Source organism: Ochrobactrum sp. BTU1, assembly GCA_018798825.1.
In the GTDB taxonomy this organism is placed as follows: domain Bacteria; phylum Pseudomonadota; class Alphaproteobacteria; order Rhizobiales; family Rhizobiaceae; genus Brucella.
Genome location: CP076355.1, coordinates 671,288 through 688,039, shown reverse-complemented (window position 1 = coordinate 688,039; position 16,752 = coordinate 671,288). Strand labels below are relative to the sequence as shown.

The window sequence follows — 16,752 nt, the reverse complement described above, 5'->3', positions numbered from 1 at the left end:
AAAATTCAACAAAATTATATTCTATAGTTTTAACAAAAGGAAGCGATATAAATTATATAATATTGAAGACTCGCTCAATATTTTCTTTTTATTTCAATTATATCGAACCACCCCCTAATCCGCTGTGACTGGTTCTTGAAACAGTGACAAATAGCGCTCTCCGCTATCAGGCAGAACGGCAACGATGGTCTTCCCTGCATTTTCCGGGCGCTTTGCAATTTGAAGGGCAGCAGCAATCGCTGCCCCGGAAGACGTACCAACCAGAAAACCCTCTTCCCGTGCAACCGATAATGCGGCACGTCGAGCCTGCTCCGTCGTCACAGCGACAATTTCATCGGCAATAGCCTTGTCGTAGTTTTCAGGCAGAATGGTCTCATCGATATCGGTGACTTTGTGAACACCTTCAATGGTTGCGGCTTTTGGATTATCGGCAGAAGGCACAGAATCTGCCGTCGGCTCCACCAGAATGATGCGAAGGGATGGCTTCTTTTCTTTCAGATATTTTCCCGCCCCAGAAATGGTCCCGCCAGTGCCTACGGTACTGACCAGAATGTCCAGCTCGCCATCCGTGTCGCGCCAGATTTCCGGGCCGGTCGTTTCAAAATGGATTGCCGGATTGGCAGGATTGGACCGCTGACCCGTATAATAAGCGCCCGGATTTTCGCTACGAATGCGATCGAGCACCTTTTGCAGCGCTCCCGGTTCCAGCAGCTCGTCATTGTCGATCAACACGATTTCAGACCCGAACTGACGCAGGATATTGATTTTGTCTTCGCTGATCGTATCACGCAGATAAAACTTCGTCCGATAGCCCTTTGCGGCAGCAACAGCCGCAATACCGATGCCGGTATTTCCGCTCGTCAGATCCACCAGAAGATCCCCCGGCTTAATTTTATCCGCACGCTCGGCATCCTGAATAATCCCCCATGCTGTACGGTCTTTGATGCTGCCAGCGGGATTGAGATATTCGATTTTTGCGAGAAGCCGCGCAGAAACGTCATTGCTCTTCTGAATGCGTGAGAAAGCAACCAGAGGCGTATTGCCGACAAGCTCCGAAAAGCCATTGCGTATGTTACCCATGATCCACTCCCTCTTGCCAACAGGCATCAAAATTCAACGTCTAATTTTCACCAGTCGCCGAATTATATTAAGAAAATTATTCACTTAGTTCGCCAGGCACATAGATTTGCAATTCATTGCAGGAGGCCTCTTTGCATTTATATTCGCGTAGCAACGCTGCTCGGACCATCATGAATGATGCCCTCTATTCGATAGGCTGACCGGATTCGCACGAGCCTTGCTGATTGCTGTCTCAAGGATTGACGATTCTAACTTCTCATGCCCTGACCATCGAAAACGTGTCCAGCCATTCTGATCTACGAGAAAGCTCGCACCATCGGCAGTTGGTGTCAGAAGCTGCATAGCCACAGCCGCAGTCTGGTCGGAAACATCGCATTGCGCCGTGATGCCATTGCTATCGACAGCAAAGGCTTCAAGCTGTTCACCCTGAGAATGAAGCAGCCAGAAACTGTCGGTTTGAAGACCGACCTCATACCGTCTAGCCCCGCAATAGACCGTAATCCTCGGGCTTGCCGCCGGATAAACCGCACCATCAGGTGCAGGCATACTGATCGTTCGGGCGGACGCAATCGCGCGGATATAATCCACAAGCGACCACGCGGTTTTCGCATCCAAAACCGTTTCAAAACCGGGCATGGATTGCCGACCGTCTTGCAACTCCTTGCCATGCATGATTGTCCAGAAGATTTCGCCGTCACTGCGATCCGCAAACAAGGGCGCTGTCAGATCGGGTGGCCATACCGGATCGCCCGTTGCCTGCTCACCGCGTCCGCGCCCGTCATTGCCATGACAGGAGGCACAATGGGCTCCGAAAGCCGCAGCACCCCGCGCAATTGCGATGGACGTATAGGATGTGGACGAGCGCAGAAAGCTTGCTTCATTAGCATCCTGAACAAACAATCCGATACGCGGTGGCTGAAACGACGCGAACCCGATAATTGCCACGATAACAATAGCTTGCCATCGCCATTTAGGCAGAAAAAGGCACCCAATACCGATCAGAAATGCCAGCAGAAGTGCCTTGAAGCTCCGCCATGCGGCATCGACGAGAAACGCGTCACCCAGAATATTGTCGCGAAAACGATAGGCGAAAGGCCAGATGATGTCTTCATGCACGGCGGGCGGCTGTGTCGCGAGAAGTGACGCCGCGAGAAATACTGCTAGACCAATTGTTCCCTCAAGGATCAACGCATAGCCAAGTCCACGCCCGCTACTGCCATCACGGCTCAGCCAGAAACGATTGAGTGCTGCAAGTGTCAGCATGGCTGCCAGAAGCGCGATCTTCACGATCATGATCCTGCCGTAAGTGGTACCAACCAGCCCCGGCAAACCACCTGTCAAAAGCCATCCTGCAATTGCGGCACCAATAACAAGAAATACAACAAAAACAATGCCATATAGCGAAAAGCGCTGTGCTGCTTGCAAACCTTCATCTCGCGAAACACGTAAGAGAAGATAGAGCGGAAGCAGCGAGCCAAACCATAGAGCGCCTGCAATCACATGCGCAGAAACCGCCAGCGGCAGCCAGATAGTATCAGCTGCTGCGGCGTGCCCCATGCGTATCTGAAGACCAAGCGCCAAAACAGCGATCAAAAACAAAAGGATACGGATGACTTGAGACTTTATCGCATACGGCAGAAGCAAGACAGCAAGCAAGATTGCCAATGCGCGTAGGAACGATGCGATGCCGAAGGCTGTACCTAACAGTCCGCGTAGGAAGAAGGCGAATGCATCAGTAAAACTATTCGCACCAGACAGCAGTGCGAACTGAAGTGGCACCCACAGAACCAGTCCAAAGGCGCTGATTGCTACGGAATAGCCACAAAGTTGACACCAGAATCTTAATCTTGCCGTCGGTTTGCCTTCGCTTTTTTCGGCTTTCATGAGAAAAATGCGAAAAAATAGTGCGCCCGCGAGCATTGCGAGACCCGCAAGATTGAGGCATCGCACAAGCGCAATGACAATATCAATTCCAGTCATTGCGCCCGACAACCTTAATTAGCAATCTTGAATTTGAACGCGCCTTCGGTGCGGTGCGTATCGACCGATGCAGCGCCCCACTCGACCGTATAAGTACCCGGCTTCAAGGCTGGAGGTGTGACCGAAAGCGTCTTGGTATTGCCGTCAATATGTTCAGGCTTACTGGTCTCGATAGTTGCCCCACTCTCATCCTTGAGGACGAGTTTGCTTAGGCCGAGTTCCAGCGCTTCGGTATATTCGATGGAAACAGTGGCAGGCGTTTTATTGAGCACTGCGTCTTCGGCTGGCTCGGATTGTGCGAGATGCGCATGCGCATAAAGTTGCGTCATCGACCCCAATAAAAGGGCCGCTGTAAGAATAGCTTTTTTGAACATTTTTCTTTCCTGATTTTACCAGTCGGCATCCAGCCCAAGATGCGCAAGCGCCTGCCTGCGCAGTTCCGCCAGTCGCGGATCGCCGCGATGGCGCGGATAGCTGAGATCCACTTTAAGTTCGGCTTCGATGCTTGCCGGACGGTTGCCAAAGATGATGACCCGTTGTGCAAGGAAAATCGCTTCCTCGACATCATGCGTGACGAGCAGTGTGGTAAAGCCGTTGCGCTGCCAGAGATCGAGAAGCTCAGCCTGCATGGCAAGCCGCGTTAGGGAATCGAGTTTCCCTAGTGGCTCATCTAGAATGAGCAATTTCGGGTCATTGACGAGCGCACGCGCTAAGGCCGCACGCTGCGCCATGCCGCCCGAAAGCTGACGCGGATAGGCATTGGCAAAAGCCGACAATCCCACCAGCTCAATTGCTTCATCGATGCGGTGTCCCTGAGTTTTCAGCACGCCACGCGCCTGAAGCCCCAAAGCAACATTGTCCCGCACCGTGCGCCACGGATAAAGTGTGGGGTCTTGGAAGACCACCACGCGCGACGGATTAGGACCGAGGATTTCCTCGCCATCGGCAAGAATCCGCCCTTCACTTGGCGGCTCCAGACCGGCAGCGAGCCGCAAAAGCGTACTCTTGCCGCAACCCGATGGACCCAGAATGGCAACAAATTCGCCCGGTTGCACATCAAGCTCAATGTGGTTGAGAACCGGCAATGACTTGCCTTCAAGACCAAAGCGATGGCTTACATTCTCAACCTGAATATGGAAGCCACGGCTTTCATCAGCGGAGGCGGCAGGCGTTTGTTTGAGGGCAGCATTCACCATTTCACATCCCCCTTCTGCCATGTCAGAACGCGATCACGCACCGTAAAGAGCAGCGTAATCAGACCGGAAAACACAATCGCCATGATGATGAGCGCGCCATAGAGATTGTTATAGGCCGCCCAGCCTTGCGCCCATTGCAGATACCAGCCGAGACCGGACTTGACGCCCATCATTTCAGCGGCGACCAGCACCGAGAAAGATGCGCCCAACCCCATGAAAAGACCGACAAAAACATGCGGCAATGCTGCGGGAATTGCGACGCGCAGGATCAGGAACAACTGACTGGCGCCCAAAGTGCGGGCAACATCGTAATAGGCTTTATCGACACTCGCCACGCCCGACCATGTCAGAACCGTAAGCGGAAACCATGTTGCTAATGCTATTAGGAAGACTGCGGCTGAAAAGCCCGATGGAAAGAAATAGAACGCCATCGGCAGCAGTGCAGTCGAAGGAATTGGCCCCAGAAACCGCAACACCGGATGAACCCAATAGCCGATTGCCTGTACCCAGCCGATGGAAACACCGGTCAGAAAGCCAGCAATCGCACCAAGCACAAAACCGGAGGCCAGAAGCTTGAACGAGTTATAGAGGCTGTCGAGCAGACGCGGCCAATCATCGAGATAGACTTCGAGCAGAGACGAAGGTGGCTGGAAAAACGGCACAGGGAGCCAGGCAAACTTGGCCGTAAGCAATTCCCAAACACCAAAAAACACCGCCAGAGCCGTCAGCCATGGCGACCAGTAAACCAGCCGTTTGCCAAATGCCGGATAGGCCGCAACCAATGCCGCACCGACTGCCAGAAGGATTGTCCAGCCGATGAACAGGCCATTGGTTTCACGAACATAAAGCGGCTCTGCAAAACCAACCACCACATTGGGAAGGAAGACGGAAATCGCACTGACGATAGCCCAGGCGATCACCGCCACAAACGGCCATAGCGAGCGACGAAGCGCGGAGGGCAGAGCCTCCCGCGCGTCGTCCTTGGACGAGATATAGACTGTGTCAGGTGATGACATTGGCGACGATCTTTTCGGCAAATGCATCCGTATTGGTATTTGGCCGGATGACATTGATGATCTTGAGCTCATCCACGAACAGAGCAACATCCTTGCGCAAGACATCACCCGTCGAATGATGGTCATGCGTGTGACTGCGCAGGATGCGCGCCACGTCCGTTGCAGAGACATTGCCCGGAACGAAAGGCGCAAAGATTTCAGCGCTTTCATCTGGATGCGCTGCAGTCCAAGCCTGTGCTTCTACGATTGCACGCGACAAGGCGCTCGCAACTTCTGGCTCATCACGAACCAGACTTCCGCGCAGACCCAGCACACAGCAGGCAGAATTGACATACTGCCCATCAAGATTGGTCGCGACTTCCTTGAGACCATCACGCTCGCGCTGGAGGAAGGCGTGCGGATCATCGCCAGCCACAGCCTGCACTTCACCCTTCTTCAGGGCTTCCGCAAAAAGATCAGCCGGATATTGCAGCCATTCGATTTCGGTATCGGGATTGATACCCTGCTTGGCCGCCTGAATAGCGAAGAAGTTGCGGATCGGGCTTGCCTGATCGCTGACGGCAACCTTTTTGCCTTTCAGATCAGCAATCGAATTGATACCTGAATCGGGTGCTGCCAGAAGGCGCATACAGCCGCCATGCGTTCCGACCGTCAGCGATACGTCAAACCCCTGCTCCAATGGCTTAAGCCAGCGCAGCGCCATGCCGATGCCGCCATCCGCCTTGCCGGTGGCAATTGCCTGAAGCAACTGATCGGTTGGTCCAGAGAAATTGACCGGTTCGACAGTCAGGCCATATTTCTCAAACAAGCCTTTCTTGAGCGCGACCGAAATTGGCGACTGACACACAGCCGTCTGCCCCCAGGCCAGCTTGATCACTCTCGGAGAAGACGACGTGCTCTGTGCGAATGCCTTGCGCACAAAGCCATCGGAGCCACCAATGGCTGCCGCACCAAGACCAACTGCGGATGCCCCCAGAAAAGCACGCCGAGATAGATAAGATTTCTTATTTTCGGAAGTCATGCAATCACCCTGCTTATAAAGAAAGATGATTGAACTTATTTATATAATTAAAATAATGTCAGGAATTGATATTTAAAATTATATAGACATTTGAAAATTATTTCTTTTAAATTTTGCCATAATTTCAAAAAAAGCAAATGCCGAAGAATATATTCTTCGGCTTTTTATATTATCTATTTAAACTAAATTACAGCCCAAGCAATCGATAACCGCCGCCGTGATAAAGAAGCGGCTCGCCGCCGCCGGTCACAATCTTCAGTGCCCGTCCGATAATGATAGCGTGGGTATGGCGCTCAATAACGTCCTCAACCGCACAATCGACCGAAGCTAATGCGCCATGCAACGCCAGCGCGCCGCTTTCGAGAGCGTACCAAGCAGCGCCCTCATATCGGGCAGCGCCCTTCACGCCATCTTTTCCTGCAAAACGGTCCGCAATAGCCTGCTGACCAGCAGACAGAATGTTTACGCAGAAATGGTTGTGGCGGCTGATCACCGGCCAGACCGACGAACCACGGTTGATGTTCACGATGATTGTTGGAGGATCGACAGACAGTGCCGTCGCTGACGTCACCGTTGCGCCCGTGCGTCCTTCGTCAAACCCCGCTGTAACAACGCTTACCCCACCCGCTAGCTGTCGCATAGCGGCCTTGAGTTCACCTGGAGAAACCTCGATATCTAAAGGCTCTTCAACATACTGCGGAATACTCTCGCGGAGATATGTTACCGTTGATCCCATGTCTGTTTATTACTCCAGATTTATCAATCCGCCACACGGTAGCAGCGCTCGACAGATTGGCCGAGAATGCGCTTTCTATATTCGACTGATTTTGTAGAAAATTAGAACCAGCAACGGCGCAATTGCGCGCCACTGCTTATCGTTCTTGGCGGTTAAGCTGATACGCCGAGATTATCTTTCAATGTTTCTCCGGCATAATCGCTGCGGAACACGCCTTTGTCCTGAAGGATCGGTACAACCTTTTCAACGAATTCGTCGAAGCCTCCGGGCGTAAGGTGCGGCGCAAACACGAACCCATCGGCTGCATCAGCCTGAACATAGGCGTTGATTTCGTCCGCTATAGTCTGCGGCGTGCCAACAAACTGCTGACGCGCTGTAACCTTAATAATCAGGTCACGGATGCTGAGTTTGTCACGTTCAGCGAGCTCGCGCCACGCACGCGCCGTATCGATGCGGTCATCATAACGATTGGCGCGCCCGAGAGCCAATTGCTCATGGGCAACATTCGGCTCCAATTCCGGAAGCGGTCCATCCGGATCATAGTTTGAAAGATCGCGGTTCCACACCTGCTCCAAAAACGTAATGGCAGATTTCGGGCTGACCTGCTGCAGACGGATTTCGCGCAGCTTTTCTTCCGCATCTTCTTGCGTATCACCCAACACGAAATTGGCGCCCGGCAGGATTTTCAGCGAATGCGGACTACGCCCATAATGAGCCAAACGCTGCTTCACATCGCGATAAAACTCCTGCCCCGCTTCCAGTGTGCCATGGCGGGAATAGATAACATCGGCGTGGCTTGCGGCAAGCTCGCGCCCATCCTGCGAGTCGCCAGCCTGTGCAATAACGGGCGCGCCTTGCGGTAGCGGTGCCAGATCTGAGTGACCAGCAACGTCAAAATGCTTGCCCTTGAAAGCAAAATCACCTCCAGCCCAGATTTTTTGCGCGGCATCAAGAAATTCGCGCGCACGCTCATAGCGTTCCTTGAAGGGCAGATGATCGCCTCGCCGAAAATTCGCGCCAGTAAATGCACCCGGTGATGTCACCACATTCCAGCCTGCACGCCCACCGGAGAGAATGTCAAAAGTTGCAAGCTGCCTTGCAAGCGCATAGGGTTCGTTGAATGTGGTTGTTAGCGTACCGATAAGGCCCACATTTTCGGTGATTGCAGAGAGTGCGGTGAGAATAGCCAGCGTATTGGGCCGACCAGCAACATCAAGCTCGTGAAGCTTTCCCTTTTGCTCGCGCACGCGCAAGCCTTCCGCGAGAAAGATGAAATCAAACTTGCCGCGCTCGACCGTTTCAGCAAAATGCTTGAACGAAGAAAACTCTATCTGGCTACCCGCCGCCGGATCGCTCCATACGGTGAAATTGTTGACGCCCGGAAACTGCGCTCCGAGAATAACCTGCTTCAGCTTTGTCATTTTCCCGGTTCCTTCGCTCAGGCGGCTGTTGAATAACGATTGATTGCTTCAGGCAAACCAAACCGCGCCCGCAGCGTGGTGCCCTCGCCGTTGTGAACAAGCTTGCGAGCCTGCAATGCGGGCAGCAGTTCTTTGAGAACGAAATCGCTTTGCGATTGCGGATCAGGCAAGAGCAACCTTACGCCCGAAGCACCCCATGCTTGGTTCTCGATAACTGCATCAATCGTTTCCTGAACACTTGGCTTTTCAGAAAGCGCGAGATCGGCGACGACAACCGGCGCTGCACGATCATGCACGGATGCGCCAGCAGCCCTGATAAGCTGCTCATCTGCTGTAACAAAAACCACATCCGCATTACGGGCGACATTAAGCTCATCGAGGTTTGAAAGTTTGGTGGCTACAATCGGCTGGCCTTGCGGTGGACGCGGGGTGATTGAAGGCCCAAGAATTCGGAAATTTTCGCTTTCAAAGTTGATGTAATGCAGTTTGGATGCATCAAGAAAACGTTGCGTTTTCTTATCGCGAATAACTGCATCGTCTTCCCAGCTATCCCAAAGCCTGCGGATAACTTCGATTGCGTCTTGAGTGTCCGTTTTAAGCGCCTGCTGATCAAGCGCAGGATAACCATTCAACGCACCCAGCGCTTTGCTGGCGTCCAGATTGCGCTGTTTTGTGAGATGCTGCACAAGCAGTCCAGCACGCCCTTCGATGACATAATCAAGCGTCGCAATGGCGGTCGAAACGTGAAAAGGTTCCAGAAAATTGACTGGCGCACCAGCGATGATACCAATATTGGTGAGACGCGGTGCAAGCCAGTTTGCCAGCAAGATGGCATCCGGCCCATCGCCGCCCTTGTCTGCGAACTCGTCTTCCAGTGTCAGAAATGCAAATGCACCATCGAACGGTTTTATCAGCTCCGTCCAGAACTGCCGCGATTGCTTGAGGCTGGTTTGAGGTGCGGTTGAGGCGCTGATACCCACGCCTAAGAGCAGGGTTTTAGACTGCGTCATGATTTTATTCCGATCGTCATTGAATGGATTGGATAACTAGCCAGCGCGAACGACGCTCAGCTCTGGCTTGCTTGCGCCCGAGGCAGGAAGAAGCCGCGCAAAGTCTGTGAGAATTTGCGCATAATCCTCGGCGTGAAATTCGTAAGGCAGCTCCAGCCGAAATTCGGAGACAAGCGGGAGAACAGGATCGGCTGCTAAAGTTTCCAGAATTTGCTCTGTCGTGCCCACAATATCGGGCAGAAACAAAGTGCGGCGCGGGCCATGGGCGAAACCCGTTCGCTTGTCGCGTTCGGCGGCGAATTCCGTATAGCGACGGCGCGCATCGGGGCTTGCGCTGTCCGTGGGCAGGATCACCCGGCCAAGTGCGACACGCGGCGCACGCTCATGCACCCATTCCTGACGGAACCGTTCTATGAGTGCTTTTTGGGCTGTCAGAAAATCGTCCGTGTTCTCACCGCTGATAATGTTTCCCGTCAGAAGATTAAACCCAGCCTGCCCCGCCCAACGTGCTGAATTCTGTGATCCACCGCCATACCACAGGCGGTCGGTCAGCCCTTTGGCAAAGGGTCTTAAACGCGGGATTTGCGCGCCAGCGGCATTGCCTGCTTCGGTCTCGCCCGAAAGTGGCTCTGACCGCAGGACCTGTGCCAGTTTTTCTGCACGCGCATGACTGTAATCAGCGATGGGAGCGGCATCGATGAAATCTGCGATAAGATGCGCAAAAGGCGGCGCACCAACTGAAACGCCAACATTCAGCCTGCCGTTCGACAGCAGGTCCACAGTTGCAAGATCTTCAGCCAGCCGGAACGGGTTTTCATAGCCAAGCTGGATGACCGCAGTGCCAAGACCGATGCGCTTTGTTCGCTGCGAAGCGGCTGCGAGGAAGGTAGCGGCAGATGAAATGCCGCGCTCCAGATGGCGCTGGCGCACCCATGCGCTGTCATATCCCAGTTGCTCTCCATGTTGGAAAAGCTGAAGCGTGTCCTCTAAACCTCGTGCGGGATCATTCTCGTGATGACTGCCGGGAATGAGAAAGGCGAAATGTTCGATATGTGAAAGGGGCATGGCTTGTTTCCCTTCTCACGCAGCGGTTTCGCGATAGCTTTGAAGTCGCGCAAGAATCTTCGCTTCCTGCACCGCCTTTCGTTCCTGCACGCGCTGCGTTGCCTCTTCAAATGAGGCCGATGAGGGATAGAGCGGCGAAGAGATCTGCTGGCCTAGCTTGGAGCCAATGTGCTTTTCAAAAGGCAGCGACCGATATTGCTGAACATCTAAAGAAGTGTCGAAGAGCGGGCGATAGCCGAGCGAAATGTAAAGCGCTGTGGCCTCGGGTTGGCGAAAGCCCGTCGAGAGATAGGCCCGCGTGTAACCTAGTTCACCGGCACTTTCTTCAAGCGCCAAAACGATACGGCGCGCCAGTCCCTGCCTACGCAAATGCGATGCCGTCCAGATACGCTTGAGTTCGACGGTTTCATCGTCGTGGCTCATATAGGCACCCCCGGCAATGGTTTCCCCATCGCGCTGAAGCAGCAGGAAACCGCCGAGCGGCGCCGCAAATGCCTCTGTGGGATAGCGCAGAATTTCTGTGCGTGCGCCGCCTGGTCGGTCCAGATTCGCATAACGGCTGTCATATTCATGAACCAGACCGTCAATAAGCGGCTGTGCCGCCGGGTCCAAAAGAGAAGACTGGACAATAATATCAACCATAGAAAGCCTCCGCTGAAACAAATCCTGTCCGACTTGTGTTGAGTGGAAGCATAAAGCTGCCATCGAACAGTATCTCTCCTTAACGGTGCCTCTTTGCTCGCACGTTTGCACGGCATGAACGTTTAATGAGCGTGCAAATATTGGAAGATCGTTGCTCGATTAATATTCTACAAAAAACATAGATTGTCTCCTCATTGAAGTTGTTGGTGAGGATCAAATGCCCTACGCGCTCAGTTTTCTCGATAAAAGTCCCATTCATGACGGCGAAGCAGCCCAGGCGGCGCTGACCCGCACGATAAAGCTTGCGCAGAAAGCAGAAGCAGCAGGCTTTCATCGTTTCTGGGTGGCAGAGCACCACAACTCACCGGGGCTTGCCAGTTCGTCACCGGAGGTACTGATCGGCTTTTTGTTGGCTCATACCCATCATATCCGGATTGGTTCGGGCGGTGTGATGCTGCAGCATTTCAGCGCGTATAAAGTCGCTGAGAACTTCAATCTGCTTGCATCACTTGCCCCGGGACGGGTCGATTTGGGCGTCGGAAAAGCGCCGGGTGGCTTGCCGCTGTCAACCCGCGCACTGCAAGGGGCTTATGACCCGGACCGAAAACCATCCTTTAAACAGCAACTTGCAGAGCTTGATGGCTTTCTCGATCATGGTTCAGAGAAATCAGATGATGAAAACGGCATTGCCGCCTATCCGGTTCCGCCGCAAAAACCTGAACGTTTCCTGCTGGGTGCGAGCGTCGAAAGCGCTGAACTTGCGGCGCGGCTCGATTGGAACTTCGTGTATGCCGGACATATTCAAGGCGACCCGGCAGCCATCAAAGAAGCAGTTGAAGCCTATCGGACAATTGCGAACCGCCCTGCCATTTTAGCGGTCAGCGTTATTGTTGCTGAGAGCGAAACCGAGGCGGAAAAACTGGCTGGTGATATTCGCCGCTTCCGTGTTGCGGTCGAAGGCCTGCAGCCAGTCAATGTCGGCAGTCACGAACAGGCGCTTGAATATGTGCGACAGGCGGGTGCCACACAATACAGCATTGAAGAGCGCACGCCTCGCGTGAACCGTGGCACAGCCTTGCATGTTCACAGTGAACTTCAACGCCTGCATCGGGAGTTGGGCATCGCCGAGTTCGTTGTCGACTGTCCTGTTTCAGAAGGCAGCCATCGCCTAAAAACCATTGAGCTGCTCGCCAATAATCGCCCGGCAATCGCGGCATAAACTCTCCCAATTTCCCGACACTGGATATTTAACGTGGTAACAAGACGAGCTTTCCTGGCTGGCGCCAGCGCCCTTACTCTGATCATTGCTGCTGGAGCCGAAATCACTTCAGCCAAAGCGAATGCTGAACCCGTCAGCGGTGGTTCTCTCACATGGGGCGTGGAGACAGAACCAAGCACACTTAACCCCCATTTGAACGGTCAGGCCAAAGCCAAGCTCATTTTGCGCAACACCTATGAATCCCTTTTGGCCCGCACACCGGAGGGTGGTTATGTGCCGTGGCTCGCCAAGAGCTATGAAGTTTCTGAAGACGGCAAAACCTACACGTTTAAACTACGCGACGGCGTGAAGTTTTCGGATGGTGAAAAATTCGATGCGGCGGCTGTTGCTCTCAACTTTAGCAAACTCAAAGAACCCACTTATTCTGGAAGCATCAGTGCGGGCCATGTCGCGCGTGTCAGCGAAGTCACGGCCGTTGATCCACTGACTGTCGTTATAAAACTCGACCGCGTTTACGCACCATTTCTGGATGGTGCGGCTGGCATTGAACTGATCTCGCCCAAAGCATTCGAGTCTACACAGCTGAAGGCTGGTGGAACAGAAGTCGCAGGAACCGGCCCCTTTGTTATCGACCGTTATATCAAGGGTCAGGAAATCCGTTTCGTTAAAAACCCGGATTATAATTGGGCGCCCCAAAATGCCGCGCATCAAGGGCCGGCTTATCTCGATGATGTGACCTATCGTTTCCTGCCTGAATCCTCAGTGCGTATCGGCGCACTTACTTCCGGGCAGATTGATGCCGCAGAAGGCATCTCCGGCAACGATGCGCAACTTTTCAAAGATAACCCGGAATTTAGCTACCAGACTTCAATCAACACAGGAACGCCTTATACGCTCTATCTCAATATCACCCGCGAACCCACTTCCGACGTCAATGTCCGTAAAGCAGTGTTGGCTGCCGTCGATGTCGAACGCATTATTCAGTCGGTTTATCGCGGTGAACGCGAACGTGCTTGGGGCATTCTTACGCCCGCTGACACTGACTTTTATGACAAGTCGATTGAAGGCACTTACGGGTTTAATCCAGAACTTGCCAATAAGCTTCTCGATGACGCGGGTTGGACGGAACGCGATGCCGACGGCTTCCGCACCAAAGACGGTAAACGTCTGACAATCGAGGTTGTGCAGTCACAATCCACCGTGCGCGACCAGCGAGATATTCTGTTACAGGCGGTACAGGCCCAGGCCCGACAGAATGCGGGCATCGATATTGCACTGCAATATGTCGATGCGGGCACCTATTCCAGCCGTCAGAAAGACGGTGAATACGGCATCATTCCAAACTCGACTACGACGCAAGAAAATGGCGTCACCATCTATTTCCATTATCTGCCACGCGATAAGGGCGGTTCGATCAACTATAGCCGAACAGAAGACCCCAAAGTCTCCCAATGGCTGGACCAAGGCGCTTCCACGCTCGATCCCAAAAAGCGCTTTGAGACTTACGCAGAATTGCAACGTTTTGCGCTGCTCGAACAGGCCTATGGCCTGCCGCTCTACGTGCCAGCCGATCAAATCGTCGCATCAACCCGCGTTCAAGGCATTGGTTTCCGCCCTTTCAAGCGACTTCCGGAAAGCGCCTACGACATTTGGCTTCAAGATTAATTTCATCCTTCTTACGAGAGACCGATACATGCTTAATCGCCGATATTTCCTGACACTCGGAACCGCAGTTTTCGCAGCGGTCGCACTGCCAAAAATGGCCTTCGCGGAAGACGCCAAACCCGTTGAAGGTGGCAAGCTGGTCTGGGGCGTTGAAACCCAGCCTGCAACGCTCAATCCGCAACTCAATGGTCAGGACAAAACCAAACTTCTGCTGCGCAATGCTTATGAATCGCTGCTCGCACGCACCGCTGACGGCGGTTATGTATCTTGGCTTGCGAAAGATCATAAGATTTCGGACGACGGTAAAACCTACACATTCACGCTACGCGATGATGTGAAGTTTACGGACGGCGAGAAATTCAATGCGGAAGCGGTCGTTGCCAACATTACAGCGCTCAAAGACCCGGCCTATTCCGGCAGCACAAGCACCGGGCCAGTGTCGCGCATTGCAGAAGCGAAAGCGCTTGACGAAAACACCGTCAGTTTCACGCTCAAAGGCATTTACGCGCCATTTCTCGATTATATTGCCAGCCTGGAAATTCTCTCGCCTGCTGCATTCAAATCTGAAGAAATCAAATCCGGCGGACCTCAGATTGCAGGAACCGGTCCTTTCATTTTGAAGCGCTATGCCAAAGGACAGGAACTCAACTTCGCAAAAAACCCGGATTACAACTGGGCACCGGCAAATGCTGCTCATCAGGGTCCAGCCTATCTGGATGAAGTGACCTACCGTTTCCTGGGCGAGTCCTCGGTCAGAACCGGCGCTCTCACGTCTGGTCAGGTTGATGTCATTGAAGGTGTTTCCGGCAATGATGCGGCCTTGTTCAAGGACAATCCTGATTTCACCTATCAGACGGCTTTGAATACCGGCACACCTTATTCGCTTTTCCTCAATGTCGAATGGGGGCCGACGCAGGAGCTTAATGTTCGCAAAGCGCTGGTTGCAGCCATTGATGTCGATGCCGTTCTCAAGTCTGTCTATCGCGGGGAACGCACCCGCGCATGGGGCATCACCTCGCCTATTGATCCGCAGTTCTACGATAAAAGTATCGAAGGAAAATACGGTGCAAATCCAGAGCTTGCCAACAAGCTTCTTGATGAAGCGGGCTGGACGGAACGCAATGCGGAAGGCTTCCGCACCAAGGATGGCAAGCCGCTGACCATCGAAGTTATTCAGGCACAGGCAACAGTGCGCGACCAGCGCGACGTTCTCTTGCAGGCTTTGCAGGCGCAGGCGCGCCAGAGTGCGGGCATTGATCTCAAGATCGTTTATGTGGATGCCGGAACCTACACAGATCGCCGAAAGACTGGCGAATTTGGCTCGATTGCCAATTCCAACACGCCAACCGACGCTATCGATATCGAGCTGCATTACCTGCCACTCGATAAGGGCGGTTACATCAATTACAGCCGCGCTTCAGCACCTGAATTAGCGCAATGGCTGAATGAAGCCGCCTCAACGCTCGATCAGACCAAACGGTTTGAGCTTTACAGCAAGCTGCAAAACTTCGCCATTTTGGATCAGGCCTATGCCTTGCCGCTTTACGAGCCTGAAGATCAGGTTGCAGCTGCAAGCTATGTCAAAGGCATCAGCTTCCGCCCATTCAAGCAACTTCCTGAAAGCGCTTACGACATCTGGCGCAGCGAATAAACACGCCGTCCTGCGGACTTCGGCACAGAGGAGCTACAGATCATGGATGCTGAAAATACCACGACCATCGGTCGCGCACCCGCAAGCTGGTTGCCCCGGCGTTTCGGAGTTCCGCGGAACAGCCTTACGGGACAAATCACCCTGCGCATAAGCTCAGGCCTGCTGGTTCTTTGGGCGGCAATCACCCTGAGCTTCATCAGCGTCCATTTGGCACCCGGCGACATCGTCAGCATACTGATTGGCGAGCAGTTACGCACGCCTGAAGTCGAAGCTGCCATTCGCGCTGAATGGGGGCTGGATGATCCAATCTTCATGCAATACCTGTCCTATCTCGGACGTATTCTGCATGGCGATTTTGGCCGTTCCTATTATCTGCAGACAGACGTTTCACAGCTGTTGTTTTCGCAGATGTGGCCGACGCTAAAGCTCGCGGGTTCCGCGCTCTTTGTGGCAATCGTCTTTGCTGTGGGCAGCGCTGTTTTGACAGCCGGTAAAAAGCTGCCGCGCTCAATCGCGGCCGGCACAGAACTTGTGCTGATTTCAACGCCATCCTTCTGGCTTGGCATCGTTTTGCTCTTCGTCTTCTCCTTCACTCTCAAGCTGTTTCCGGTGTCGGGGGACAGGAATTTCGCAGCACTCGTTCTTCCAGCTCTATCGCTTGGTTTGTCTTTAGGCGCGGTCATTGGACAGGTTTTGCGCGAAGGTCTGGAACGCGCGCTGGAAGAACCCTTTGCGCTCACAGTGCGCAGTTGGGGGACCAGCAATCTTGTGCTGCGTTTGAGACATGGTTTGCGCCACGCATCGCTGCCCGCAGTGACACTGACCGGCTGGCTGATTGGTGGACTCCTTTCAGGCGCTGTTATTACCGAAGCCGTCTTCGGGCGTCCCGGTCTTGGCCGCATCACGGTTGATGCAGTGCTTTATCACGACCTGCCGGTGGTGCTGGCTGTCGCTATTTTCTCGGCGTTTATATATGTGGTGATGAGCACCATCGTTGATGTGCTCTATCTGCTGATTGATCCGCGCCTGAGAACCGAAGGCCGGAGATAG

Annotated in this window: 15 protein-coding genes; 4 read left to right on the top strand and 11 right to left on the bottom strand. The window is 53.4% G+C overall.

The window, feature by feature from the left end:
- Positions 1–114 precede the first annotated feature (114 nt).
- The 11 genes from KMS41_14505 to KMS41_14455 all read right to left on the bottom strand — a co-directional run bounded on the left by KMS41_14505 (position 115) and on the right by KMS41_14455 (position 11,167).
- Positions 115–1,080, bottom strand: coding sequence for a cysteine synthase family protein (locus KMS41_14505; protein QWK80115.1), 966 nt, complete (start codon positions 1,078–1,080; stop codon positions 115–117).
- A gap of 168 nt (positions 1,081–1,248) precedes the next feature.
- Positions 1,249–3,060: a CopD family protein gene (locus KMS41_14500; GenBank protein QWK80114.1), complete on the bottom strand. Its 1,812-nt coding sequence runs from the start codon at positions 3,058–3,060 to the stop codon at positions 1,249–1,251.
- A 14-nt stretch (positions 3,061–3,074) separates the two neighbouring features.
- Positions 3,075–3,434 carry a copper resistance protein CopC gene (locus KMS41_14495; protein ID QWK80113.1) on the bottom strand — a complete coding sequence of 120 codons (360 nt, stop codon included), beginning with the start codon at positions 3,432–3,434 and terminating at the stop codon, positions 3,075–3,077.
- A gap of 15 nt (positions 3,435–3,449) precedes the next feature.
- Positions 3,450–4,256 (bottom strand): ABC transporter ATP-binding protein, encoded by an 807-nt coding sequence (locus KMS41_14490; GenBank protein ID QWK80112.1) that lies wholly within the window; start codon positions 4,254–4,256, stop codon positions 3,450–3,452.
- Positions 4,250–5,272: an ABC transporter permease subunit gene (locus tag KMS41_14485; GenBank protein QWK80111.1), complete on the bottom strand. Its 1,023-nt coding sequence runs from the start codon at positions 5,270–5,272 to the stop codon at positions 4,250–4,252. The genes KMS41_14490 and KMS41_14485 overlap by 7 nt, the downstream gene beginning before the upstream one ends.
- Positions 5,259–6,293, bottom strand: a complete 1,035-nt coding sequence (locus tag KMS41_14480; GenBank protein ID QWK80110.1) for an ABC transporter substrate-binding protein — start codon at positions 6,291–6,293, stop codon at positions 5,259–5,261. The genes KMS41_14485 and KMS41_14480 overlap by 14 nt, the downstream gene beginning before the upstream one ends.
- 187 nt (positions 6,294–6,480) lie before the next feature.
- Positions 6,481–7,029, bottom strand: a complete 549-nt coding sequence (locus tag KMS41_14475) for a flavin reductase family protein (protein QWK80109.1) — start codon at positions 7,027–7,029, stop codon at positions 6,481–6,483.
- Positions 7,030–7,181: 152 nt separating this feature from the next.
- Positions 7,182–8,450, bottom strand: coding sequence for an LLM class flavin-dependent oxidoreductase (locus KMS41_14470; protein QWK80108.1), 1,269 nt, complete (start codon positions 8,448–8,450; stop codon positions 7,182–7,184).
- 17 nt (positions 8,451–8,467) lie between these two features.
- Positions 8,468–9,460: an LLM class flavin-dependent oxidoreductase gene (locus KMS41_14465; GenBank protein QWK80107.1), complete on the bottom strand. Its 993-nt coding sequence runs from the start codon at positions 9,458–9,460 to the stop codon at positions 8,468–8,470.
- A 36-nt stretch (positions 9,461–9,496) separates the two neighbouring features.
- A complete protein-coding gene (locus tag KMS41_14460) occupies positions 9,497–10,525 on the bottom strand; it encodes an LLM class flavin-dependent oxidoreductase (GenBank protein QWK80106.1) in 1,029 nt (342 codons plus the stop codon).
- Positions 10,526–10,540: 15 nt separating this feature from the next.
- Positions 10,541–11,167 (bottom strand): GNAT family N-acetyltransferase, encoded by a 627-nt coding sequence (locus KMS41_14455; protein QWK80105.1) that lies wholly within the window; start codon positions 11,165–11,167, stop codon positions 10,541–10,543.
- Positions 11,168–11,384: 217 nt separating this feature from the next.
- Between KMS41_14455 and KMS41_14450 the strand changes: the two genes are divergently transcribed.
- The 4 genes from KMS41_14450 to KMS41_14435 are packed head-to-tail and all read left to right on the top strand — an operon-like array spanning position 11,385 to position 16,752.
- Complete coding sequence (locus KMS41_14450; protein QWK80104.1) at positions 11,385–12,386, top strand: LLM class flavin-dependent oxidoreductase; 1,002 nt, start codon at positions 11,385–11,387, stop codon at positions 12,384–12,386.
- A gap of 33 nt (positions 12,387–12,419) precedes the next feature.
- Entirely contained in the window at positions 12,420–14,051 is a 1,632-nt protein-coding gene (locus KMS41_14445; protein ID QWK80103.1) for an ABC transporter substrate-binding protein, read from the top strand.
- Positions 14,052–14,079: 28 nt separating this feature from the next.
- Complete coding sequence (locus KMS41_14440) at positions 14,080–15,702, top strand: ABC transporter substrate-binding protein (GenBank protein ID QWK80102.1); 1,623 nt, start codon at positions 14,080–14,082, stop codon at positions 15,700–15,702.
- A gap of 42 nt (positions 15,703–15,744) precedes the next feature.
- Positions 15,745–16,752, top strand: a complete 1,008-nt coding sequence (locus KMS41_14435) for an ABC transporter permease (protein ID QWK80101.1) — start codon at positions 15,745–15,747, stop codon at positions 16,750–16,752.

Excerpts from the sequence above, each read along its gene's own strand:
- KMS41_14480 (QWK80110.1), bottom strand. The coding sequence starts at position 6,293 with ATGACTTCCGAAAATAAGAAATCTTATCTATCTCGGCGTGCTTTTCTG.
- KMS41_14495 (QWK80113.1), bottom strand. The coding sequence starts at position 3,434 with ATGTTCAAAAAAGCTATTCTTACAGCGGCCCTTTTATTGGGGTCGATG.
- KMS41_14485 (QWK80111.1), bottom strand. The coding sequence starts at position 5,272 with ATGTCATCACCTGACACAGTCTATATCTCGTCCAAGGACGACGCGCGG.
- KMS41_14450 (QWK80104.1), top strand. The coding sequence starts at position 11,385 with ATGCCCTACGCGCTCAGTTTTCTCGATAAAAGTCCCATTCATGACGGC.
- KMS41_14465 (QWK80107.1), bottom strand. The coding sequence starts at position 9,460 with ATGACGCAGTCTAAAACCCTGCTCTTAGGCGTGGGTATCAGCGCCTCA.
- KMS41_14455 (QWK80105.1), bottom strand. The coding sequence starts at position 11,167 with ATGGTTGATATTATTGTCCAGTCTTCTCTTTTGGACCCGGCGGCACAG.
- KMS41_14435 (QWK80101.1), top strand. The coding sequence starts at position 15,745 with ATGGATGCTGAAAATACCACGACCATCGGTCGCGCACCCGCAAGCTGG.
- KMS41_14490 (QWK80112.1), bottom strand. The coding sequence starts at position 4,256 with ATGGTGAATGCTGCCCTCAAACAAACGCCTGCCGCCTCCGCTGATGAA.
- KMS41_14505 (QWK80115.1), bottom strand. The coding sequence starts at position 1,080 with ATGGGTAACATACGCAATGGCTTTTCGGAGCTTGTCGGCAATACGCCT.
- KMS41_14470 (QWK80108.1), bottom strand. The coding sequence starts at position 8,450 with ATGACAAAGCTGAAGCAGGTTATTCTCGGAGCGCAGTTTCCGGGCGTC.
- KMS41_14500 (QWK80114.1), bottom strand. The coding sequence starts at position 3,060 with ATGACTGGAATTGATATTGTCATTGCGCTTGTGCGATGCCTCAATCTT.
- KMS41_14475 (QWK80109.1), bottom strand. The coding sequence starts at position 7,029 with ATGGGATCAACGGTAACATATCTCCGCGAGAGTATTCCGCAGTATGTT.
- KMS41_14460 (QWK80106.1), bottom strand. The coding sequence starts at position 10,525 with ATGCCCCTTTCACATATCGAACATTTCGCCTTTCTCATTCCCGGCAGT.
- KMS41_14440 (QWK80102.1), top strand. The coding sequence starts at position 14,080 with ATGCTTAATCGCCGATATTTCCTGACACTCGGAACCGCAGTTTTCGCA.